The organism is Mycobacterium sp. Soil_C_30 (genome assembly GCF_057656995.1).
This window is the reverse complement of sequence record NZ_JBDGJH010000005.1, coordinates 333038-356199: the sequence shown is the minus strand read 5'-3', so window position 1 is coordinate 356199 and position 23162 is coordinate 333038. Positions and strand designations below refer to the sequence as shown.

The 23162-nt window shown below is 66.9% G+C and carries 23 protein-coding genes and 1 tRNA gene; 23 read left to right on the top strand and 1 reads right to left on the bottom strand.

Translation table 11 applies throughout. The features are described from left to right. The first annotated feature begins 49 nt into the window (after nucleotides 1–49). From glp to AC3A6P_RS12500, 4 genes are all read left to right on the top strand, one after another. Nucleotides 50–1318 carry a molybdotransferase-like divisome protein Glp gene (gene glp / locus AC3A6P_RS12515; protein ID WP_487691815.1) on the top strand — a complete coding sequence of 423 codons (1269 nt, stop codon included), beginning with the start codon at nucleotides 50–52 and terminating at the stop codon, nucleotides 1316–1318. 5 nt (nucleotides 1319–1323) lie between these two features. Beyond that, entirely contained in the window at nucleotides 1324–1977 is a 654-nt protein-coding gene (locus tag AC3A6P_RS12510; protein ID WP_487691814.1) for a GNAT family N-acetyltransferase, read from the top strand. Between the two features lie 155 nt (nucleotides 1978–2132). Continuing rightward, the gene (gene sepX / locus AC3A6P_RS12505; RefSeq protein ID WP_487691813.1) at nucleotides 2133–3197 is read left to right on the top strand and encodes a divisome protein SepX/GlpR; all 1065 of its coding nucleotides are present in this window, start codon (nucleotides 2133–2135) and stop codon (nucleotides 3195–3197) included. 45 nt (nucleotides 3198–3242) lie between these two features. Then, nucleotides 3243–3315, top strand: a tRNA-Ala gene (locus AC3A6P_RS12500). Between the two features lie 39 nt (nucleotides 3316–3354). Here the strand turns inward: AC3A6P_RS12500 and AC3A6P_RS12495 are convergent. Next, nucleotides 3355–3996 carry a TetR/AcrR family transcriptional regulator gene (locus AC3A6P_RS12495; protein ID WP_487691812.1) on the bottom strand — a complete coding sequence of 214 codons (642 nt, stop codon included), beginning with the start codon at nucleotides 3994–3996 and terminating at the stop codon, nucleotides 3355–3357. Nucleotides 3997–4188: 192 nt separating this feature from the next. On the opposite strand from AC3A6P_RS12495, the gene AC3A6P_RS12490 reads away from it, so the two are divergent. From AC3A6P_RS12490 to AC3A6P_RS12400, 19 genes are all read left to right on the top strand, one after another. Continuing rightward, nucleotides 4189–5400 carry a cytochrome P450 gene (locus AC3A6P_RS12490; RefSeq protein ID WP_487691811.1) on the top strand — a complete coding sequence of 404 codons (1212 nt, stop codon included), beginning with the start codon at nucleotides 4189–4191 and terminating at the stop codon, nucleotides 5398–5400. Nucleotides 5401–5560: 160 nt separating this feature from the next. Next, a complete protein-coding gene (locus AC3A6P_RS12485; protein WP_487691810.1) occupies nucleotides 5561–6001 on the top strand; it encodes a N,N-dimethylformamidase alpha subunit family protein in 441 nt (146 codons plus the stop codon). Then, the gene (locus tag AC3A6P_RS12480) at nucleotides 5998–8415 is read left to right on the top strand and encodes a N,N-dimethylformamidase beta subunit family domain-containing protein (protein ID WP_487691809.1); all 2418 of its coding nucleotides are present in this window, start codon (nucleotides 5998–6000) and stop codon (nucleotides 8413–8415) included. The genes AC3A6P_RS12485 and AC3A6P_RS12480 overlap by 4 nt, the downstream gene beginning before the upstream one ends. Next, nucleotides 8412–9173 (top strand): Rieske (2Fe-2S) protein, encoded by a 762-nt coding sequence (locus AC3A6P_RS12475; protein ID WP_487691808.1) that lies wholly within the window; start codon nucleotides 8412–8414, stop codon nucleotides 9171–9173. The genes AC3A6P_RS12480 and AC3A6P_RS12475 overlap by 4 nt, the downstream gene beginning before the upstream one ends. A gap of 86 nt (nucleotides 9174–9259) precedes the next feature. Beyond that, nucleotides 9260–9958 carry a response regulator transcription factor gene (locus AC3A6P_RS12470; protein WP_487691807.1) on the top strand — a complete coding sequence of 233 codons (699 nt, stop codon included), beginning with the start codon at nucleotides 9260–9262 and terminating at the stop codon, nucleotides 9956–9958. Nucleotides 9959–10159: 201 nt separating this feature from the next. After that, on the top strand, nucleotides 10160–11764 hold the full coding sequence (locus AC3A6P_RS12465) for an ABC transporter substrate-binding protein (RefSeq protein WP_487691806.1): 1605 nt from the start codon (nucleotides 10160–10162) through the stop codon (nucleotides 11762–11764). Next, a complete protein-coding gene (locus AC3A6P_RS12460; protein ID WP_487691805.1) occupies nucleotides 11761–12720 on the top strand; it encodes an ABC transporter permease in 960 nt (319 codons plus the stop codon). Before AC3A6P_RS12465 ends, AC3A6P_RS12460 begins: the two co-directional genes overlap by 4 nt. After that, complete coding sequence (locus tag AC3A6P_RS12455; protein ID WP_487691804.1) at nucleotides 12717–13652, top strand: ABC transporter permease; 936 nt, start codon at nucleotides 12717–12719, stop codon at nucleotides 13650–13652. The genes AC3A6P_RS12460 and AC3A6P_RS12455 overlap by 4 nt, the downstream gene beginning before the upstream one ends. Then, complete coding sequence (locus AC3A6P_RS12450) at nucleotides 13652–14530, top strand: ABC transporter ATP-binding protein (protein ID WP_487691803.1); 879 nt, start codon at nucleotides 13652–13654, stop codon at nucleotides 14528–14530. The genes AC3A6P_RS12455 and AC3A6P_RS12450 overlap by 1 nt, the downstream gene beginning before the upstream one ends. Next, complete coding sequence (locus tag AC3A6P_RS12445; protein ID WP_487691802.1) at nucleotides 14520–15326, top strand: ATP-binding cassette domain-containing protein; 807 nt, start codon at nucleotides 14520–14522, stop codon at nucleotides 15324–15326. Before AC3A6P_RS12450 ends, AC3A6P_RS12445 begins: the two co-directional genes overlap by 11 nt. A 10-nt stretch (nucleotides 15327–15336) precedes the next feature. After that, nucleotides 15337–16695 (top strand): amidase, encoded by a 1359-nt coding sequence (locus AC3A6P_RS12440; RefSeq protein ID WP_487691801.1) that lies wholly within the window; start codon nucleotides 15337–15339, stop codon nucleotides 16693–16695. An 11-nt stretch (nucleotides 16696–16706) separates the two neighbouring features. Further along, nucleotides 16707–16901: a hypothetical protein gene (locus tag AC3A6P_RS12435; protein ID WP_487691800.1), complete on the top strand. Its 195-nt coding sequence runs from the start codon at nucleotides 16707–16709 to the stop codon at nucleotides 16899–16901. 14 nt (nucleotides 16902–16915) lie between these two features. After that, nucleotides 16916–18313 (top strand): amidase, encoded by a 1398-nt coding sequence (locus tag AC3A6P_RS12430; RefSeq protein ID WP_487691799.1) that lies wholly within the window; start codon nucleotides 16916–16918, stop codon nucleotides 18311–18313. Next, complete coding sequence (ureE, locus tag AC3A6P_RS12425; protein WP_487691798.1) at nucleotides 18313–18753, top strand: urease accessory protein UreE; 441 nt, start codon at nucleotides 18313–18315, stop codon at nucleotides 18751–18753. The genes AC3A6P_RS12430 and ureE overlap by 1 nt, the downstream gene beginning before the upstream one ends. Then, nucleotides 18746–19405 (top strand): urease accessory protein UreF, encoded by a 660-nt coding sequence (locus AC3A6P_RS12420; RefSeq protein ID WP_487691797.1) that lies wholly within the window; start codon nucleotides 18746–18748, stop codon nucleotides 19403–19405. The genes ureE and AC3A6P_RS12420 overlap by 8 nt, the downstream gene beginning before the upstream one ends. Nucleotides 19406–19413: 8 nt before the next feature. After that, a complete protein-coding gene (gene ureB / locus AC3A6P_RS12415) occupies nucleotides 19414–20046 on the top strand; it encodes an urease subunit beta (RefSeq protein ID WP_487691796.1) in 633 nt (210 codons plus the stop codon). Further along, nucleotides 20043–21749, top strand: coding sequence for an urease subunit alpha (gene ureC / locus AC3A6P_RS12410; RefSeq protein ID WP_487691795.1), 1707 nt, complete (start codon nucleotides 20043–20045; stop codon nucleotides 21747–21749). Before ureB ends, ureC begins: the two co-directional genes overlap by 4 nt. Next, a complete protein-coding gene (gene ureG / locus AC3A6P_RS12405; protein WP_487691794.1) occupies nucleotides 21746–22351 on the top strand; it encodes an urease accessory protein UreG in 606 nt (201 codons plus the stop codon). Before ureC ends, ureG begins: the two co-directional genes overlap by 4 nt. Then, nucleotides 22348–23127: an urease accessory protein UreD gene (locus AC3A6P_RS12400; RefSeq protein WP_487691793.1), complete on the top strand. Its 780-nt coding sequence runs from the start codon at nucleotides 22348–22350 to the stop codon at nucleotides 23125–23127. The genes ureG and AC3A6P_RS12400 overlap by 4 nt, the downstream gene beginning before the upstream one ends. Nucleotides 23128–23162 lie beyond the last annotated feature (35 nt).

The following is a 23162-nucleotide window of genomic DNA, read 5'->3' as shown; positions in this document are numbered from 1 at the left end:
GCCCGGGCCCGAGACAGACCCAGCCGGGGCCGATACAGAAAGGCGCACTGTGCGTTCGGTGGAGGAACAGCAGGCCCGGGTACAGGCCGCGGCGGTGGCGCCGCGACCCGTTCGGGTGGCGATCGCTGAGGCGCAGGGGTTGATGTGCGCCGAAGAGGTGGTGACCGAACGCCCCCTGCCCGGGTTCGACCAGGCTGCGATCGACGGGTACGCCGTGCGCAGCGTCGACGTCCTGGGTATCGATGGTGCGGACGGCTGGGACGAAGACGGCGGGGCCGCCTCGGGCCAGATCAGCCTCCCGGTGATGGGGGTGATCGAGGCCGGGACCAAGACCCCGAGCCGGCTGCAGCCGCGCCAGGCAGCGCGCGTGCAGACCGGGGCGCCGATGCCCACGCTCGCCGATGCGGTACTGCCGCTGCGCTGGACCGACGGCGGGCAGTCCCGGGTTCGGGTACTGCGCGGCGTCAGGTCGGGTGCCTACGTGCGTCGGACCGGTGATGACGTCCAGCCCGGTGACGTGGCCGTGCGCGCGGGCACCATCGTCGGTGCCGCTCAGGTGGGTTTGTTGGCAGCCGTGGGACGCGACCGGGTGCTGGTGCACCCCCGGCCGCGGCTGTCGGTGCTCTCCGTCGGCGGCGAACTGGTCGACGTCTCCCGCTCGCCGGGAACCGGGCAGGTCTATGACGTCAACTCCTACGCGCTGGCGGCGGCGGGACGGGATGCCGGCGCCGAGGTCAACCGCGTGGGGATCGTCGACAGCGATCCGGCGAAACTGCGGGAAGTGGTCGAAGGGCAGCTCAGCCGCGCGGAGATCGTCGTCATCGCCGGTGCGGTGGGAGGCGCGGCGGCCGAAGGGGTGCGCTCGGTGCTGTCCGAACTCGGTGAGATGGAAGTCACCCGGATCGCGATGCATCCTGGCTCTGTGCAGGGTTTCGGGCAGCTGGGCCGCGACGGGGTGCCGGTGTTCTTGCTGCCTGCCAACCCGGTGAGTGCCCTGGTGGTGTTCGAGGTGATGGTGCGGCCGCTGATCCGGCTGTCGCTGGGCAAGCGGCAGCCGCTGCGGCGTGTCGTCCAGGCGCGCACGCTGTCACCCATCTCGTCGGTGGCCGGCCGCAAGGGTTATCTGCGCGGGCAGCTGATGCGTGATCAGGACACCGGTGAGTATCTGGTGCAGGCGCTGGGCGGCGCCCCTGGTTCGTCGTCGCATCTGCTGGCCACCCTCGCCGAAGCCAACTGTCTGGTGGTGGTGCCCAGCGATGTGGAACAGCTGCGCACCGGGGAAACCGTGGACGTCGCGTTCCTGGCCCAGCGCGGCTGACCGACGTGAACTTCTGGCGGTCCAACTCCGTGCACCCGGGGTGGCCCTCGGCGGTCGGACCGCTACGGGTGCGCGCCGGTGTGGTGCGGCTGCGTCCGGTCCGTATGCGCGACGCCGCCCAGTGGAGCCGGATCCGGATCGCCGACCGCCAGTTCCTCGAGCCGTGGGAACCCACCGCGGAGCTGGATTGGCCTGCGCGACATGCTGTTTCGGCGTGGCCGTCGGTGTGCTCCGGCTTGCGGGCCGAGGCGCGCCGAGGGCGGATGCTGCCCTACATCATCGAATTGGACGGGCAGTTCGCCGGGCAGTTGACGATCGGCAATGTGACACACGGTGCGTTGCGTTCGGCGTGGATCGGCTACTGGGTGCACAGCGAGGTCACCGGGGGCGGGGTGGCCACGGGTGCCCTGGCGCTGGGCCTGGATCACTGTTTCGGCGCGGTGATGTTGCACCGGGTGGAGGCCACCGTGCGGCCCGAGAACGCGGCCAGCCGCCAGGTGCTCGCCAAAGCGGGCTTCCGTGAGGAGGGGCTGCTGCGGCGTTACCTCGATGTCGACGGCGGCTGGCGCGATCACCTCCTGGTGGGCCTGACGGTGGAAGAGGTGAACGGTTCGGTGACCTCGACGTTGGTACGGACCGGTCGTGCGCAGTGGGTCTGAAGCGCGTTCACAGGCGAGGCTGCTGTTGCAGATGTGACATCTGTGACTAATGGTGCTTGTATCCGAGGAATTACAGGTGTGTAATTGACCTCGGCGCGCCGCCCTGGTTGCGCAGGTCAGCCGACCTAGCCTGGAGGGGAAAGGAGCAGGCCACCATGCCAAGCATCCCCCAGTCGTTGCTCTGGATCTCACTCGTCGTGCTCTGGCTGTTCGTGCTGGTGCCCATGCTCATCAACAAGCGTGACACCGTCAAACGGACCAGCGACGTCGCCCTGGCCACCCGCGTGCTCAACGGCGGCGGCCGCGCCGCGCGGTTGATCCGGCGCGGAAAGCCGGCCGCCGGCCACCGCAGCGATCCCGAGTGGCGCCCCGAAGAAGAACTCGACGACTACGACGAGGACGAAACCGGCCCCGTCGTCGTCACCGGCAAACCGTCGCGGGGGCGCACAGTCGCCGTCGTGACGTCCATCGCCGAAGAGGACGAGGGCTACCTCGACGTCGACGTGGTCGAAATGGACTCGGGTGCGCTGCCCGTCGCGAAATCGGAGACGGCGAGCACGCCGGCCGCGGAACAGGCTCCCGAACACGGCGAGGAATTGCCGCTGGACTTCGGTGACCAGGAGTCGGCCGTCGAGGAACCCGCCGAAAGCGCCACGGAGACACCGGCACAGGAGCCGGCGGCGCAGGCTGCCGAACCGGATGACGGCACCGCCGACGAGTACGAATACATCGACGACACCTCAGGCCTGGAAGCCGAGGCCGACCCGCCCACCACCGCCATGCCCGCGGCGTCGCGAGCCCGTCGCTTCGAGTCCAAGACCGCCGCCGCGGTCAGCGCGCGCAAGTACCGGTTCCGCAAGCGGATGCTGATGTCGATGGCGGTGCTGCTGCTCGTCACCGCGGGCGCGGCCTATCTGTGGTCCACGACGATGTGGTACGCCACCGCCGCGGTGGGCCTCATCACGCTGCTCTATCTGGCCTACTTGCGTCGTCAGACCCGCATCGAGGAGCGGCTGCGGCGCCGCCGTATGCAACGCATGGCCCGTTCCCGCCTCGGGGTGGAGAACACCGTCGACCACGAGCTCAATGTGGTCCCGGCCCGGTTGCGCCGCCCGGGTGCCGCCGTGCTGGAGATCGACGACGAGGACCCGGCCTTCGAGCATCTCGACTACGTGCCGTTCTCCCGGGAGTACGACCTCCCGCGGGCCGCGGGGCAGTGATTTCTGCTTGACCCGCCCCGACTGGTAGCCTGTGCTACCGACCAAGGGGCTATAGCGCAGTTGGTAGCGCGTCTCGTTCGCATCGAGAAGGTCAGGGGTTCGATTCCCCTTAGCTCCACAGTGAAGCCGCAGATCAGAGACTTGATCTGCGGCTTTCTCATTGGGCCGTCCGCGGTCCGTCCGCAGCAGATGTGATTGCCGCATCGAGGCGGTCGGCGAACACCGAACTCTCAGCCCTTACCGAGTCGGTGTCGACCGCGTAGGGCGGCCCGAGGAACCGCCGCACCATGTGATCCTCGGTGTCGGCGTCCTTGATCGGCCAGTACCACAGCGCAAGGAATGCACGGATCAGCCATTGTGCGGCAACGGGATCGGGCGTCGTCATGCCGACCATCTCGGTGGCCAAGCGGTTGACGACAGGGGAATCCGTCAGCCACTCCTCGCCGGGGAGTGTGACCATCGAGCGCATGATCTTTGCGAGCGGATCGGCTCGCAGGCGTTGTAAGGCGACCGTGGTGGCGGTGACGATGCGATCTGGACCGGTCAGCTCTGCGATGGCTTCGCGAACCGAGTCGAGGATGCGCTCGGCTTGCCGGCCCAGCACGGCGTCGCGGATCGCGGCCTTGCCCCCGGCGTGGCGGTAGACGGTGGCCGGTGAGCAGTGAACGGTGGCGGCCAAAGCGTCGATGCTGAAGGCGTCGTATCCGTGGCGGGACATCAGGTCCGCGGCTGCGGCGTAGATCCGCTCGGCGGCCTCGCTGTGGCGGTCCCGCCCGACCAGCCAGTCGTCAGTCGCCATCGGTCACGTGTTCCCTCGCCGCAACCCCATGACGCCGTTTTATCACCGTGAGAAGAATGCCGGCCGATTTCTCAGCGAACGCGCTGGTCGGTTGAGTGGCTCGAGAATCCCGCAGCCGTGTCCGTGTCGAGTCGGTTTTCATGTTCGGCTTACACCGTTGACGCCGGTATACGTCGAGCTCACCCTGAGCGCATGACCCTATTGGCGGACGCTACCGAATTCTTCGGCACAGATGCCTTAAAGAACCCCTACCCCCTTTATGACCGGATGCGCGGCCAAGCACCGGTGCTGCGCATCGGTGGCTCCTTCTTCTACGCGGTGTGCGGTTGGGACGCCGTGACAGAGGCCGTCAGTCGCGTCGAGGACTTCTCGTCCAACTTGACCGCGACGATGGTGTATCGGGACGGGACTGTCACCCCTTTCGACATGGGGCCGCTGGGCGGCCCGCAGCACGCGCTGGCCACTGCCGACGACCCACTGCACGATGCGCACCGCAAGCTGCTGGTGCCCCACCTGACCGCCAAGCGGATACGCGTGATCGAAGAGTTCGCCGGAGCGACTGCGGTCCAGCTGTGGTCCGAAGGCGTGGCAGATGGGCAGATCGAGTGGATGAGTGCAGTGGCCAACCGGCTCCCGATGATGGTGGTCGCCCGCCTGCTCGGGCTGCCCCAGGAAGATGTCGACACGCTGATCCGGCTCGGCTACGCCACCACCACCCTGCTTGACGGCGTGGTCAGTTCGGCCCAACTGGACGCCGCAGGCCGGGCCGCGATGGAGCTGTCCGGTTACGTCATGGAGCACTTCGCTAAGGCTGACCAAAACCCGACGCCGGGACTCATCGGCGACCTCGCCGCCCGCTACACCTGCGGTGAGGTGGAGCACCTACCGGCACTGGCCATCATGCTCACCTTGTTCAGCGCCGCAGGCGAATCCACCGCTTCGTTGCTGGGCAGCGCCGCGTGGATTCTTGTGAGTCACACCGACATTCAGGAACAGCTCCGCGCCCATCCTGAACTGCTGGGTGCGTTCATCGAGGAGACGCTGCGCTACGAGTCGCCGTTTCGCGGTCACTACCGCCACGTGGTCAGAGACACCACGCTGGCCGGGGTCGATGTGCCGGCCGATTCGCGCCTGCTGCTGATGTGGGGGGCCGCCAACCGCGATCCCCGACAGTTCGACCAACCCAATGAATTCCGGCTCGACCGCAGAGGCGCCAAAGGGCACATCTCGTTCGGCAAGGGTGCACATTTCTGCGTCGGGGCCGCACTGGCCCGGCTGGAGGCCCAGATCGTCTTACGGATGCTGCTGGAACAGACCACCTGGATCGAGGCGGCCGACGTCGGCCGATGGCTACCCAGCATCCTCGTTCGCCGACTCGACCACCTGAGATTGGCGTTCAGATGACCAAGCAGCAACCGCGCCTTCGATGCTACGTACACCACGGGCACGGAGCTGCTGGTGGACGGCGGCGCGTCCGACCTGTGAGGACAGCCGGTCAGGTCGGGACAATATCCGTCATTTGCCCGATGGTTTCCCGGGCCGCGGATCCATAACGTGGACTCGCATGATCCCGATCCCCCAGGATGACGAGACCCGGCGAAAGATCCGTCAGGCGATCGAGGCGAGTGTCGGCGACTTCCAGGGAGTGCCGGGATTCTCGGTGGTCCGCACCGAAAAGCCGGGCAGCGCCATCGGCGCGCACGGCGGAATCCAGGACGACATGCAACTCGACCGCGTGCTCACCCGGTTGCGGATGCAGCCCGCGGGCGCATTCGGCGGCAAGTTCGTCATCGTCTGCACCAAACCTGAACGGGAATGGCGTATCGCCCGTCTCTCGGGTGTGCGCGGCGTGCCGCCGAAGTTCATCGACGACCGCGTGTTCACCGACGAGCAGGCCGCGCAGGCCGAGATCTTCACATTGCGCCTCGAGCAGTACCCGGCCGAGGACGGCATGCCCGAGCACTACACGCCGGCCTGGAAAGCCCGCGGGGAGAACTGGGCATGACCGACACCGACATGTATCCGGAGATGCTGCGGCTCACCGGTTATGGCAGTAAGTGGTCGGTGGAGCAGGGCGACACCGTCGACTTCCACGTCAACTGCGACGGACCGGCCTCCTACCGCGCCGAGCTGGTCAAGCTGATCCACGGCGACACCCACCCGAGCGGGCCGGGTTTCAAAGAACAGCTCATCGAATCACCGGTCAACGGCGACTATCCGGGCCGGCCGCAGGCCATCCACGCCGGGTCGTACGGCATGGTCGCCGACCGCCGTCCCCTGCGCGTGGACAGCTTCACCATGCAGTGCTGGATCTGGCCGACCATGCCCACCAAGGTCGACGGTTACTGGGCGCCCGGCGAGCAGATGATCATGGGCAAGTGGGCCGACGGCAGCGGTTACGGGCTGTTCCTGGATCTCGACGGCCGGATCTGTCTACGGGTGGACGGCCAGACGCTCACAGCTGCCGAGCCGGTGCGTGACCGGGCCTGGCATTTCGTGGCCGCGACCTTCGACGCCGTCACCAAAGAGGCAGTGCTGCATCACGAACCGCAGATCCGCTATGCGCTGGATCCCGTGCCGGCACCGGTCAGAGGCGTTTTCGCCGAGCCGATCACCCACACCTCGGTGCCGTTCACCTTCGCCGCGCATCCCACCGCCACGACCGCCGACGCGCAGTCGCGGCAGCCGCACGGGTGGACGATGACCGGTCACTACAACGGCAAGATCGACTCCGCCCGGCTGTGCGGTCGCGTGTTGAGCCGGCTCGAGATCGAAACGATGAAGCTCGGTGCGGCACCCGGTATGGACGAGCGCCGCGGGTTGGGACCCAGCCCGGAACTGGGTTCCGCCGTGGTGGCGGCGTGGGATTTCGGCCTGCAGATCCCCACTCGCACGATCGTGGACTGTGGTCCCTACCGGCTCGACGGAGAGCTGGTAGGCATGCCCGCCCGCGGGATGACAGGCCACAACTGGAGTGGTGCGCAGGTCGCCTGGAGCGTTGATCACCGCGAATACGGCGCCATTCACTTCCACGACGACGACCTGGACGACGCCCGGTGGGATGTCGACTTCACCCTCGCGGTGCCGCACGACCTGCCGAGCGCGGTGTACGCCATCAAACTCACCACCGCCGACGGCGACGAGGACTACCTCCCGTTCACGGTCCGCACCCCGGTGGGCCGTCCGCAGGCCAAGATCGCCGTCATCATGTCGACCATCGACTACATGGCCTATGCCAACGAGCACCAGGCCAGCAATTTCGGCAGCGTCGAGGCGCTGCTCTACCGCACGCCGATCATGGCGCGCGAGAACATCTTTCTGTCCGTGCACCGGGAGTACGGTTACTCGCTCTATGACACTCACAGCGACGGATCAGGGGTGCACATTTCGTCGCGGCTGCGCCCGGTGCTCAACGTGCGGCCCAAGTACGACTCCTGGCTCACCCAGTCGCCGTGGCAGTTCAACGCCGACCTGCACCTGATCGACTGGCTGACCGAACTGGGTTACCAGTTCGACGTGATCACCGATGAGGACATCAGCTACGACGGCCTGGAACGCATCGAGGGTTACAACGTCCTGCTCACCGGTTCGCACCCCGAGCACAAAGACGGCCATTACCTGGACGCCATCCACGCGTACAAGGAACGGGGCGGCCGGCTCATGTACATGGGTGGCGACGGGTTCTACTGGCGCCACACCTTCCATCCCGCTTACGGCCGCGGCGAGGTGACCGAACTGCGCCGGTGTGAATCCGGTATCCGGCCCTGGCAGGCGCAGCCCGGCGAGTACTACCACCAGAGCGACGGCAAACTGGGCGGGATGTGGCGGTTCCTGGGGCGTGACATGGCCGCCGTCAGCGGAACCTCCATGGTGGCACAGGGTTTCGACATCTCGACCTACTTCAAACGCACCCCGGAGAGCGTCGACCCGCGGGTGGCGTGGGCCTTCGAGGGGATCGACTACGACGAGCGGCTCGGCGACTTCGGCCTTGTCGGCGGTGGGGCGGCCGGGGCGGAGCTCGACACCGTGGACACCACGCTGGGCTCTCCGCCGCACACTCTGCTCGTGGCGACGTCGGCCGGTCTGCACACCGACGCCTACCTGACCGTGACCGAGCTGATCCTGACGAACGCACCCGGGCACACCGGTACACAGAACCCGCGGATCCGCGCCGATATGGCGTTCCACGAGACACCCAACGGGGGAGCGGTCTGGGCGTTCAGCTCGATCTCCTACTGCGGCAGCCTCTCTCACAACAACTACGACAACAACATCTCCACGCTGACCTCGAATGTGCTGAATCACTTCTCCCAGGACGGCCCGCTACCCGAGCCCGATGCCTCACAGATCCATGCCCGCGGCCGGTTCACCTCGACCCCGGCGCTGAATTTCCACCTGCCCGAGGAGCTGGCCCGGTGAATCTGCTGCTGCGGCCGGCATCGGGTGGCAGGCACCCGTCGGCCGACGGCAGCGACTGGACCAACACCTGGGTGTGTGTCGGATTCAGCGAACAACTGACCGAGGTGGGGGCGGTACTTCCCGCCACCATCGGCTACCACGCCGCCCACGTGGTCCGCACATCCGGCGGGCTGAGGGCGGCGATCAACGCCAGGCCGTTCGGCGGCTGCATGTCCGTGCCGGTGCACTGCGGCAGCACACAGAACGTTCGCTGCCCGCATCTGGCGTGCGCATTCAGCGCGCACGGTGAAGTCCTGGACAGCAGCAACGATCCCGGAGGGCACGCCCGCGCCGAATTCCTGGGCGACGGCCGCAGGGTTGTCGAAGTGCCTCTGACGCAGTGGGGATCGCTGCTGTTCGTCAACATCACCCTGACCGCTCCCGATGCGCTCTCCCTCCCCGCTGCGGCGCCGCGGGGAACCTTGGTGGCGGACGGCTCGCAGTTGGTGTCCGGAAACTGGTTGACCACCCCGGAACGCGCGGCGCTCGCAGTCACCGCGGCGCTGGGCGGGCGCGAAGTGCTGGCCGTGTCACCGAACGTCGTCGTGGTCCCCGGCGTTTCGGCAGGTGGCGTTTCGGGAAGTGGCGCAGGCACATTCGTCGCCCTCAGCCGCCCTGCCGGTCACACCCGCAGCACTGTGGTGTGGGCGGTGTTCGGCGATCAGGACACCCGTTCCACCGAGGCGGCACAGCGCGTGATGGTGGGGCTGACCTTCTGATGATGTGGGTTATCTCACCCAGGCCTTAACGGTACGGAAACAGGACCTGAACCTCGTTGTCGTCGGTCCGTAGTGCACTTGTATGCATGACTCGGGCGGCACACGAGACACCAGACTTCGCCTCGATCGCGGCTTCCATGGCCTCGACCGATACCGAGGTGCGGATTCGCGGGGCCATCGACTTCGTTCGGGTCGAGACGAGTTGTGACACTTTCCTGCTCGCGTACAAGACTCCGGGGCACAAAGGTTTCCATCTGGTCAACTCGATCGGCTACTCCGAGGCGGTAGCGGCTCACCTCAGCTCGGACATCCAGTCGATGCCGGAGTTCACCAGGCAATTCGCCGATCCCACGCGGGTGATGGACTGGCGTGACGTACCCGAGTTCCCCGAGTCCTACAGCGGAGCCAAGGTGTTGCGGCCGGAGGGTTTCACCAACGGGTTCATGATGATTCTCCACGACGGCGCCGGCGAGGTTGTCGGTATGTGCCAGGCCAACATGGAGCACCCCGATTTCTCGGCTCGTAGTCGGTGCATGGTGGAGACCGCACGGCCGCTGTTCACCAAGTACGTCACCCGGTTGCGCGCCAAGGCGCGCGCCAGGTTGACACCGCGTGAGCAGGAGATCCTCGCGTTGCTGCGATGTGGGCTCTCCAACACCGAGATCAGTGAACGGCTTTTCCTGTCACCACGCACGGTGAGCACCCACGTCGAACGGGTGTTGCGCAAGCTCGGGGTGGCCAACCGGGTGGCGGCCGCGGTACACGCCACGGAGCTCGCGGTCTGAGTTCCGATCAACCGCCCGGGTGACCTCTGCGTCACCCGGCCCATCGGCATGTCTCCGGAATCTCTTATCTACCAATCAAATACGTCGTCTGACGGATGTTCTCGGTGGGTGAGCGCGCCTACCGTGGAACACAGTCCCTCGACAGCGCAGTCCACTCGACTACCCGGAGGTTCCACGGATGACACCAGAATCCGAACGTTCATGCGGCACCGCGTAAACCGGCTCTTCACGTCCTGCGTCGTCGCGCTGCTCGCGGCCGTCGCCATGGTGGGCTGTTCAAGGGGGCCCGTTGAGACCGGCAACATCATGGTGATCGCCATCGAGTCCGAAGCCGACATCCTCGACCCGCAGGTGGCCGGCGGCTGGGTCTCGTGGCGGATCAACCGGCAGATCTTCGAGCCGCTGGTCGACCAGGACCTGACCATTCCGTCCAGCGAGGCCACCATCCCGCCGCTCAAGCCGGCGCTGGCCGAGTCGTGGGAGGTTTCCGCCGACGGTCTGGACTACACCTTCCACATTCGCCCCGGCGTCCAGTTCCACGACGGGACACCGCTGAACGCGCAAGCCGTGGAATACAACATCCGCCGCATGTGGGACAAAGCGGCCCCGCAGTACTCGGCCAGGGCAGCCGGGCAGACCAGCTTCGTGTGGAAGTTCGTGGAGTCGGTCCGGTCCACCGATGACCAAACCCTCAACATCCGCCTGACACAACCCTTCTCGGAGTTCCTGCGGATGCTGACCCAGGGCGGGAACGGGTCCACCGCGATCATGAGCCCCACCGCTCTGCAGAAGTACGGCGACGACATCGCTGATCACCCGGTGGGCACCGGACCCTTCGAGTTCAAGGAGCGCATCCGAGGCGAACGCATCGACCTGGTCCGCAACGACGACTACTGGGGCAAGGTCCCCTACATCGACGGTGTGGTGTTCCGGCCGCTGCCCGACCCGTCCGCCCGCACCGCGGCGCTGCGGTCCGGGGACGTCGACATGATCGCGGTACCCAACCCCGACAGCATCGACAACCTCGTCAACGAGGGTTATCAACTGTCCGAGGGCATTCCGCCGCACACCTGGTACCTGTCGTTCAACATGAAAGACCAGTACACCTCCATCCCCGAGGTGCGTCAGGCAATCAATCTCGCAGTCGACCGCGAAGGTATGGCACGCGACCTGCTGCGCGGTTCGGTCAATCCGGCCTACGGCGTGCAGGCCATGTCGGCCGGCGGTTACGTCGAGCGGCGCGACGCCTATGAGCGCAATCTCGACAAGGCCCGGCAGCTGCTGGCGTCCGTCGGGCTGGAGAACGGCTTCCAGACCACCCTGATCACCTCGACCGACGGTTCCGGGCAGATCATGCCCGCCCAGATGGCCGAGTTCATCCAGCAGAACCTCGCCGAGATCGGCGTCGACGTCAACATCCAGACACAGGAATGGATCTCGTACCTCGGCGTGTGGGCCCGCGGTATGCAGGACGGCGTCGGAATGGCGCAGATGTCGTGGGGGATGACGAGCCCGTACTGGCTCTACATCGTCACCTCCTCGGAGCTGCAGGCACCCAACGGCCCGAATGTCGGCTACTACGACAACCCGGCTCTGGACGAGGCGATGAACAACGCCATCACCGCACTGGACCCGGCCGAGGCGGAGAAGTTCTGGCAACTGGCCAACAACATCGTCAGCGACGACGCGGCGTTGGTTCCGATCGTCAACGACAAGGCCCCGTACATGCTCGCGCCCTACGTCACCGGGTTCGTCTCGGCCAGCGAAGAGTGGTACGACCTGACGGAAGTGAGGCTCGAACAATGACCCGAGTCATCGGATCGCGGCTGCTGTCAACACTTCTGGTGTTGTTCGGCGTCAGCCTCGTGGTCTTCCTGCTGCTGCAGATGGTGCCCGGCGACCCCGCCGTGACCATCCTGGGCTCGGGCGCCACCGCCGAGGCGGTGGCGGCGCTGCGGACCGAACTCGGCCTGGACCGCTCGCTGCCCGTGCAGTTCTTCGACTACCTCGGTGGCCTGCTGCAGGGCGATCTGGGCCGCTCGCTGACGGTCAACGCGCCCGTCACCGACATCATGGTGCCCCGCTTCGCCAACACCCTGATCCTCACCGGCGCCGCGCTGGTGTTGTGCATCGTGATCGCGGTCCCGCTGGGTGTGATCGCCGCGCACAAGCAGTACAGCATCTTCGACCGTGCGTCGATGGTGATCTCCTTGGCCGGCGCCAGTGTGCCCGTGTACTGGTTCGGTCTGCTGCTCATCGGCGGCTTCGCCATCACCCTGGGCTGGCTGCCGACCTCGGGAATGTACAACCCCCGGTTCCCCGGCGGGTTCCCGGATCTGTTGGCGCATCTGGTTCTTCCGGCCATCGCGGCGGCACTGGTGCCGCTGGCGGTGATCGCGCGGATGACCCGCAGCGTGATGGTCGACATCCTGCAACAGGACTACATCCGGACTCTGCGGGCGTCCGGCCTGTCCACCACGTCGGTGCTGTGGCGCCACGGTCTGCGTAATGCGCTGCCGCCCATCGTCAACATCGTCGGCCTGCAGGTCGGGTATCTGCTCGGTGGTGTGGTGTTCGTCGAAGTGGTGTTCGGGTGGCCGGGCCTGGGGCAGCAGCTCTACACCTCGATCACCCAGCGCGACATCCCGGTGGTGCAGGCCGGGGTGCTGTTCATCGCGCTGGCCTTCGTGATCATCAACCTCGTCGCCGACATGGCGGTCGGCCTCCTCGATCCGCGGACCCGAAGGAAGGTCACCCCATGAGTTCCCTTGCAGAAGCTGTCGGCACCGTACCGGCCACCACAGAACCTGCACCGGCGGGCGGGGCAGCCGGCGCGGCGAAACCGAAACCCCCGTGGCGCCTGGCGGTTCGCGCATTCAGCCGCGACAAGTGGGCCGTCGCGTCGCTGATCGTGCTGGTTCTCGTGGCGCTGGCGGCCATCTTCGCCCCGCTGCTCACTCCCTACAGCCCGGTGGCCGGTGACCCCGTCAATCGACTCGCGGGTATCGGCACCGACGGGCACCTGCTGGGTCTGGACGGCCAGGGCCGCGACATCTGGACCCGGCTGCTCTACGGCGGCCGCAACTCGCTGATGGTGGCCGTGGTTCCGGTGCTGGTGGTGTTCCCGCTGGCACTGTTGATCGGCCTGTTCGCCGGCTTCCAACGCAGCCGGGCCGGGGAGACCCTGATGCGGGTACTGGACGTACTGTTCGCGTTCCCGTTGGTACTGCTGGCGATTGCGTTGTCGGCCGTGCTGGGTGCGGGCCTGGGCAACGTGATGCTGGCCATCGGAATCACGTTGATCCCCTACATGGCTCGAGTCGCCTACACCGCCACCGTGCAGGAATCGAGCAAGGATTACGTGGAAGCGGCGCGGGCCTACGGCGCCAATCCGCTGCTGTTGATGTTCCGCGAACTGATGCCCAACGTGGTGGTGCAGCTTCTGGTGTACGCCACCACGTTGTGCGGATTGATGATCGTCGTCGCCTCCGGGCTGAGCTTCCTCGGTGTCGGTGTCATCCCGCCTACCCCGGACTGGGGAATCATGACCGCCGACGGGAAGAACGTGCTGCTCGAAGGCATCTATCACGTCGCCACCATTCCCGGTCTGCTGATCCTCGTGGTCTCCCTGGCGTTCAACCTGATCGGCGACGGGGTGCGCGACGCCCTGGATCCCAGAAAGCAGACCAGCTGATGAGTGACATCCTGGACGTCAGGAACCTGTCCGTCGACTTCCACACCGACGGCGGCGTGGTGCATGCGGTGAAGAATGCCGACATTGCCGTGCGCGAAGGCGGGATCCTCGGCCTGGTGGGCGAATCGGGTTCCGGCAAGTCGGTGACCTCGCTGGCCGTACTACGGCTGCTGGGTACCAACCGGGCCGAGATCACCAGCGGCGAGATCCTGTTCCGCGGCGAGAACCTGCTGGACAAAACCGACAAGCAGATGCGGGCGATCCGTGGCCCGCACATCGGCCTGGTGTCACAGAACGCGTTGTCGGCCCTGGACCCGTCGTTCACGGTCGGGGCGCAGCTCATGGAAGTGATCCGGCTGCATCAAGGCGTCGACAAGGCCACCGCCAGGACCAAGGCGCTCGAGGCGCTGGAGCTGGTGGCGCTGCCTGAACCGAAGCGACGGATGAAGGCCTACCCGCATGAGCTCTCCGGCGGCCAGCGCCAGCGTGTGGTGATCGCCATCGCACTGTCGTGCCGGCCGGAGCTGCTGCTGGCCGACGAGCCCACCACGGCGCTGGACGCCACCGTGCAGAAGCAGATCCTGGATCTGCTGCTGGACATCAACCGCGAGCTCGGCACCTCGATCCTGTTGGTGACCCACGACTTCGGTGTGGTGGCGCACGTGTGCACCGATGTCACCGTGATGCGCCGCGGCGACGTACTCGAAACCGGGACCGCGGACCAGGTGCTGAACTCACCGCAGCACCCCTACACCCAGGGCCTCATGCGCGCGGTGCCACGACTGCATCTCGACGACGCCGCCCGCGCGGTGCCCCGCGCGCAGCGGCGGCTGTTCGAATTCCACGGCAACACCGAAAAGGAGCAACATGTCGCTTGACACCCGGTTGGTCCGCGTCAACGAGCTCAAGAAGGTGTTCTCCATACGCGGAGAAGACGGCAAGCGGGCCGAATTCGTCGCCGTCGACGCGGTGAGTTTCACCATCACCCGGGGCCAGACATTCGGCCTGATCGGCGAATCCGGCTCCGGTAAGACCACCACCGGCCGCATGGTGATGGGGCTGGAGAAGGCGACCTCGGGGTCGGTCACCTTCGACGGCAATGAACTGGTCGGACTGTCCGACCTCGACATGCGGCGCTACCGCAGGCAGATCCAGATGGTATTCCAGGACTCCGGATCGGCCTTCAACCCACGACGCAGTGTGGGCGCGCAGATCTCCTACCCGCTCACGCTGTACCGCACCGCGTCAGCGGCGGAAGCACGCGCGAAGACACTGGATCTGCTGGACCGGGTGGGGATGTTGCCGTCGCACTATGACCGCTACATCCATGAGTTCTCCGGTGGGCAACGGCAGCGTCTGGGTATCGCGCGCGCCCTGGTCACCGACCCGGATTTCGTCGTCCTGGACGAGCCGACGGCCGCGCTGGACGTCTCGGTGCAGGCCCAGATCCTGAATCTGCTCAAAGACCTTCAGCGTGAACGCAATCTGACGATGATGCTGATCACCCACAACCTGGCGCTCGTCGAGCACATGTGTGAGAACGCCGGCGTGCTCGACCACGGCAAGCTCGTGGAAGTGGGACCGGTGGATCAACTGCTCACCGAACCGAAAACCGAGATCACCCGCAAGCTGGTCGACGCTGTGCTCGAACCCGAACTGGCAGTCGCGAATTGAGGACAACACCATGACCGACACACTGACCGACACCACCGTCGGCGATCTGGACCCGGTGGGCGCGGTGCGCGCCGCCCTGGCGCAGATCTCCCACACCGAGGACAAGATCCACGCGTTCGCCGCCGTCTTCGCCGATGAGGCGCTGGCCGTGGCGCAGCAGCAACGCGACACCGGCGCCACCGGCCCGCTGGCCGGAGTCCCGGTGGTGGTCAAGGACATCTACGACGTCGGCGGATACCGTACGGGCAACGGATCCCTGGGTGCGCCTGAGCATCTGGCGCTCGAGGATTCCGCGGCGGTGCGGCGGCTGCGGGCGGCCGGCGCGATCATCCTCGGCAAGACCACCACGCACGAGTACGCCTACGGCGTGAACACCCCACCCACCCGCAACCCGTGGTCGCTGGACCGCATCCCCGGCGGCTCCAGCGGCGGTACCGGCGCGGCCATCGCCGCGGGCGTGACCACCGCCGGGCTGGGCACCGACACCGGTGGCTCGATCCGCATTCCGGCCGCCCTGTGCGGGGTCACCGGACACAAACCCACCTTCGGCACGGTGAGCCGCCGAGGGGTCAGTGCGCTCAGCTCGACGCTGGATCACACCGGCCCGCTGGGGCGCACCGTCGACGACGTGGTGGCGCTGCTGGAGGTGATCGCCGGACACGACCCGGCTGACCCGTTCAGCAGCAACGCCGCCGTTCCCGACTTCCGCGGTGAATTCGGGCGTGGGACACAGGGTTTGACCATCGGGATCGCCGAGGACTACTTCTGCGACCGGCTCGACGCGGACGTCGCGACGACATTCGAGGCGGCCCTGCGGACGCTGGAACGCGCCGGGGCCACCATCCGCCCCGTCACATTCCCCGACGTCGAGCTGAGTTCGGACGTGGTGAAAGTGGTGTGCGGTGTCGAGGCCGCCGCCTGGCACGCCAGGCAGACCGGGATGAGTCCCGGCAAGTTCGGCGCTGATGTCCAGGAGGCTCTGGCCGCCGGTGCCGCCTACACCGGGGTGGACTATCTGGACGGACTGCGGGCCAGAGCCGCCGTCATCGCCGGCATGGACACCATGTTCGCCTCCGGTATCGATCTGTTGGCCTCGGCGACCATCCCGATGACCGCACCGCCGTACGGCTCGACGGAAGTACCGTTCGGCGGTCAGGTCACCCCGATCCTGTGGGCGATCAACGCTCTGACCGTTCCGGCGAACGTCACCGGGATGCCCGCCCTGACCGTGCCCGCCGGATTCGGTGGGGACGGACTGCCGATCGGATTGCAGCTGATGGGCCGGCCCGGCGCCGATGCAGGCGTGCTGGGCGCCGGGCGAGCGTTCGAGAAGCTCGCAGGCTGTGTTGACGTACCCCTACCCATCTGAGAGGAGAAGCCATGTCTGACAGTGACATTCCATCCGAGGAAGCCATCGCGGCGGTCTTCGACTTCGCCGGCGTGACGGTGTCCGCGGAACGGTTGGCCGAGCACTACGAGACGTACTCGTCGACGCTCGCGCTGATCCGCAAGGCATCCACACCCGGTTTGGGTGAAACCGTGCCCGCCGTCGGGTTCAAAGCCAGCTGGGACTGAACGAAAGGTACGTCATGGAACTGTACGAACTCCCGCTCATCGAGGTCGCCGCCAAGATCCAGGCCAAGGAGGTCTCGCCGGTCGAGGTGGCGCAGTCGTCACTGGACCGGCTCGCCGAAACGGAGCCGCTGCTCACCGCCTTCGTCACCGTCACCCCCGAACTGGCGCTGGAGCAGGCCAAACTGGCCGAGAAGGAGATCGCCGACGGAAACTACCGTGGACCGCTGCACGGCATTCCGCTCGGCGTCAAGGATCTGTACGACACCGCCGGGGTGAAGACCACCTCCAGCTCGGCGCAGCGCGAGGAACACGTGCCCGACACCGACTGCGCATCGGTGACCAAGTTGTACGACGCCGGGATGGTGCTGATCGGCAAGACCCACACCCATGAATTCGCCTACGGGGCCACCACTCCCACCACGGGTAACCCCTGGGCGCCGGACCGCACACCGGGCGGTTCCAGCGGCGGTTCAGGTGCCGCGGTGGGTGCGGGCGTCGTCCACGTCGCCCTCGGAAGTGACACCGGCGGTTCGATCCGCATCCCGGCCTCGCTGTGTGGGACCGTCGGCCTGAAACCGACCTTCGGTCGCGCATCCCGCGTCGGCGTCGCTTCGTTGTCCTGGTCGCTCGATCACGTCGGGCCCCTGAGCCGCAACGTGATCGACTCCGCGCTGGTGATGGCGGCCATGTCCGGTTACGACCGCCGGGATCCCGCCACCGTGGATGTGCCGGTGCCGGATATGGTCAGCGGTATCGGTGCCGGGGTGGCGGGCAAGAAGATCGGGATCCCGGCCAACTACTACAACCAGCAACTGGACCCCGAAGCGGCCGCGGCGGCCCAGGCTGCCGCCACCACCCTGCAAGGTCTGGGCGCCGAACTGGTGGAGGTCACGATCCCGTTGGCCGAGCACATCATTCCCACCGAATGGGCGATCATGATGCCCGAGGCCGCCGCCTACCATCAGGACCACCTGCGGGATTCGCCGGAGAAGTTCACCGACGAGGTGCGTACCCTGCTGGAAACCGGTGCCGCCGAACTGGCCACCGATTACGTCAACGCGTTGCGCCTGCGGACGTTGATCCAAGCAGCATGGAAAGAGATGTTCAGCGATATCGATGTGCTGTTGGCGCCCACCCTGGTGGGGCCGGCCACACTGCGCTCCGACCCGTTCATCACCTGGCCGGACGGCAGCGTCGAAGCGGCCACGGCCGCGTACGTGCGGTACTCGGCGCCGGCCAACGTCACCGGCTTGCCCTCTCTGTCGGTACCCGCCGGCTTCACCGCCGAAGGGCTGCCGCTGGGCGTACAGATCCTCGGAAAGCCGTTCGCGGAGCCCGAGATCCTGCAAGTGGGCTACGCGCTGGAGCAGAACACCGACGTGGTCGGCAAGATCGCGCCGGTCGCCGCCTGATGCAACTCCTCGAGCGCATCGTCGGGTGGACCTCCGACGATGCCGTCGCCGGCCGGTTGCACGACCTGCAACACCAGCATGCGGTCGAGTACGTCCATCTCGATGTCCACGACCTGGATCGCAAGCGCCTGCGGGTGACCTCTGATGCAGGTGTCGACTACGCGGTGGTGCTGCCACGGGACAGTGCACTGGCCGACGGGGCGGTGCTGCTCCTGGAGACGGACCGGGCCGTGGTGGTGCGCGCCGGGGCGCCGCAGACGCTGACCCTGCGGGCCGTCGACGCGGCGGCGGCACTGCGGCTGGGGTTCCTGGCCGGTCATCTGCACTGGAAGGTCGATCAGCACACCGACACGCTGGTGGTGCACCTGCAGGGGCCGGAGCCGGACTACACCGCGCGGATCGCCGACCTCCTCGAGAGCGGACAGGTCCGGCGTGTCTGAGCTGGGACAGTTGCTGGCCGCAATCCGGTTCGGCGACAGCGCGTTTCCTTCCGGCGGGTTCGCGTTCTCGTCGGGTCTGGAGGGCTCCTACCGCGACGGCCTGGTTCACGATGAGGATGACGTCACCGCATTCGCCTCCGAACAGCTGGAGGGTCGTTGGCATCACTGCGACCGGGTGCTCATGAGGCAGGCCTGGGCGCAGCGTGACCCTGCGGGGGTGGACGGCCTCGCCGAAGCGGTCGCCACCATGTCGGTGCTGCGGGAGGCCTCCCGGCGCGCCGGTGCCGCCACGTTGAGTACCTTCTCGATGATCGTCGACGGCGGTGTCACCGAGTACCGCAGCCGTGTCGTCGCGGGAACCGTGCCCGGGCACTTGCCGGTGGCGCAAGCCGTTTGCCTCCGGGCGGCCGGTGTCACCTTGGAGACGGCCGAAACCATCGCGGCGTGGCAGGTGCTCTCCGGAATAGTCGGTGCCGCCATCCGCCTCGGCATCATCGGACATCTCGGTGGGCAACGGGTTAACTCGGCGTGCACCCCTGTGTTTCTCGACCTGCTGCGGCGTGAACCCCGTGACACCCCCGCCGCCTTCACCGCCTACGCCGATATCGCCGCCCAACGCCGCGGCGACGGCATCCGGCTTTTCGCCAGTTAGGAGCATCTGTGAATCTGACGCCCACCGAGATCGAGCGGCTCACGCTGTTCAGTGCCGCCGAACTGGCGCGACGCAATCTCCGCGAGGGAGTACTGCTGAGCCATCCGGAAGCGGTGGCGCTGCTGGTCGACGAGGTGATGCTGGCGGCCCGCAAGAACCTGGCCTACGACGAGGTGATCGACCGCGCCGCGGCGCTGTTGCGCGCCGATCAGTGCGAGCCGGGGGTGCCGGACATGGTGCGCATCGTGACGATGGACGCTCCGTTTCCCGACGGCACCAAACTGGTGACGCTGATCGACCCGATCATCCCGGGGCGCAACGATATCCAGCCCGGCGAGATCATCGTCGGCGAGCAACCGGTCGAACTGTTCCCCGGCGTGGAGCGGGTCTCGCTGACCGTCGTCAACCGCGGCGATCGGGATATCCAGGTACGCAGCCAAACCCACTTCTTCGAGACCAACGCCGCTCTGGAGTTCGACCGGCGCGCAGCGTGGGGGTACAAACTGGACGTCGCCTCGGGCGCCGGGGTGCGCTTCGAACCCGGAATCCCGGTGGATGTGCGATTGGTGCCCATGGCGGGGGACCGGGTGATCCACGGCTTCTCGGGCGCGTGTGACGGACCGCTGGAGGCGGTGCGGTGACGAGTATCGATCGCGCGGCCTATGCGCGGGTGTTCGGGCCCACGACGGGGGACCGGGTGCGCTTGGCCGACTCCGACCTCTTCGTCGAAGTGGAACACGACTACACCGTTGCGGGTTACGAACTCCTGAGCGGCGCAGGCAAATCCGTGCGTGACGGGGAAGGCTACCGGCCGTCGACGACGGTGGCCGACGGCGCGCTGGACTACGTGATCATGAACGCCTTGATCGTCGATGCGGTGGCCGGAATCGTCAAGGCCGACATCGGTATTCGCGACGGCCGGATTGTGGGTATCGGTAAGGCGGGCAATCCGGATGTCATGCCTGGGATCACCGAGGGCATGGTGGTGGGCACGGCCACCACGCCCATTCCCGCCGAAGGCATGATCGTCACCGCCGGCGCCATCGAAACCCATGCGCATCTGATCTCACCGCAGCAGACCGAACATGCCCTGTCCACGGGCACCACCACATTGATCGGCGGCTCCCTGGGGCCGACGTTCGAGGTGGCCACCGGCGGTCCCCGCAATCTCGGGTTGTTCCTCAAGGCGGGGGAGTACTCGCCGATGAACTATGTTCCGTTCGGTCGCGGTTCGTCGGATCCTGCCGCGGTGCTGGAGATGGTGGCCGCAGGCGCGGGTGCGGTGAAGATCCACGAGGATTTCGGTGCGTCACCCTCGATCATCGACAAGACGCTGACAGCAGCGGATTCCGCTGACTTCGCGGTGCATCTGCACACCGATTCGATCAACGAGTTCGGCTTCTCCGAGACCACGATGTCGACCATCGGCGACCGCACCATCCACCTGTACCACATCGAAGGCGCCGGCGGTGGGCACGCGCCCGACCTGATCCGGTGCGTCAGCTACGACAACGTCATCCCGGGCACCACCAACCCCACCAACCCGTACACCCTGGGCGGACTCGACGAAGGGGTGCCGATGACCATGCTGGCGCACCTGATGAACTGGGAAGCGCCCGAGGACATCGCGTTCGCCGAGGCGCGCATCCGGCCGCAGACCATGATCGCCGAAGACTTCCTGCACGACATGGGGGCCATCTCCATCTTCGGCAGCGATACCCAGGGGATGGGCCGGGTGGCGGAGAACATCGCCAACTGCTGGCAATTGGCCGCGGTGATGAAGCAGCGGGTGGGCCGGCTTCCGGAGGAGAAGACCGTGGCCGCCGACAACGAGCGGGTGAAGCGCTATATCGCGAAACTGACCATCAATCCAGCCATTTCGGTAGGCGTCGATGCACACATCGGCTCGGTCGAGGTGGGCAAGGTGGCCGACCTGGTGATCTGGCAGCCGGCGTTCTTCGGCGTGAAGCCGCGTCAGGTGCTCAAGAACGGTTTTGTGGCCTGGGCCGCACTGGGGGATGCCGCCGGGTCCATCTCCTCATCCGAGCCGGTGATCCAGCGCCCGAACTGGGGTGCCCTCGGTGACGCCGCCGCCGAACTCGGATTTGTGTTCATGTCCTCACTCGCCGTCGATGCCGGCGTGCCGGAGCGACTGGGGTTACGCAAGAACGTCCTGCCCATCACCTCGGTGCGGAGTCTGCGCAAGAAGGACATGGTGCGCAACAGCGCGCTGCCGCACGTCGAGGTGGATCCGCGCACCTTCGACGTGTACGCCGATGGACAGCTGCTCACCGCGGAAGCGCCGGTTTCCGTGCCCTTTTCGAGAAAGTACATGCTGCGATGAAAGCTGCGCGCGTCGGTATCGGCGGACCGGTCGGTTCCGGTAAGACCGCGCTCGTCGAGGCTCTGCTGGCCGGGTTCGCTGCCCGGGGGCGGGTGCTGTCGGTGATCACCAACGACCTGGTGACCGCCGAGGATGCCGAGCGGGTGCGGCGCTCCGGGCTGATCGACCCGCGGCGGGTGCGGGCCGTCGAGGCGGGCGGCTGCCCGCACACCGTGATCCGGGAGGACCCGTCGCTGAATGTGGCGGCTGCGGACGCCCTGGAGGCCGAGTTCCCGGATACCGAGATGATCCTGCTGGAATCCGGCGGGGACAATCTGGCCTCGACCTTCTCGCGCGACCTGGTGGACTACTGGCTGTTCGTGATCGACGTCGCCGGCGGTGACGACATCCCGCGCAAGCGGGGGCCCGGTGTGCTGCGCTGTGACCTGTTGGTGGTCAACAAGGTCGACCTGGCCCCACACGTCGGGGTGGACCTGCCGCTGATGCTCAAAGAAGCCGATGACGTCCGCAATGGCCGTCCGGTGGTCGCGATCAGCGCCCGCGGCGGCGACGGCGTGGACGCGCTGATGGATGTGCTGGAACGGGAAGTGCTCTTCGTGTGAGCGCCGCCCTGGACCTGACCTTCGCCGCGGTCGGCGGGCGCACTGCGTTGACCCGCCGCCGTTATCGCTGGCCGTTGTTGGTCGGCCGGGTGTTCAGTGATCCCGCCCGGCCCTGTGTCGGAGCGGTGACCATCCAGAATGCCGCGGGCACGCTGATACCCGGCGATGTGGTGGTGCAACGTATCCGTGCGGTGGACCGCGGATCAGCGGTGGTGCGGGGCCAGGGTGCCACCACGGTGAGCGGGATTCCCGATGGCGCCGTCACAGTGGAGGACACCGAGCTGGGGGTCGACGGACACAGTGACCTGGTGTTCGATCCCGCACCGCGCATCCTGACCCCGCATGCCCGCTACCGGCAGTGCACCCGGGTGAGCGTGGAACCTGGCGGCCGGGCGGTCCTGTGCGACGCGGTGGTGCTGCATCCCGACCTGACCGATGAGGTGTTCGGCAGCTACGAATCCGTGGTGCAGGTGTGCGGTCCCGACGGGGTTCTCCTGGCGCGCGACGCCCAACTGTTGGAGGCGATGCCGCGAGTTCGCCGTGCCCCCACAGCATTTGCCACGGTGTACGTCATCGGCGCAGGTTCCCTACCGCACACCGACGATGTCGAGTCCCTTGCCGTACTGAACGGCGATCGACCGGTGTACCTCGGGGGCAGTGCGCTGCCGAACGACTGCGGTTGGGCTGTGCGGATCTCGGCAGCCGACGGCGGCGTGCTGCGCTCAGCGATCACCGCGGTGCTGGCGCTTGCCGAATCGGTGGTACCCGCGGCGTAGTGGTGCGCCCCCCGATTTGCGAATTCAGCGAGCCC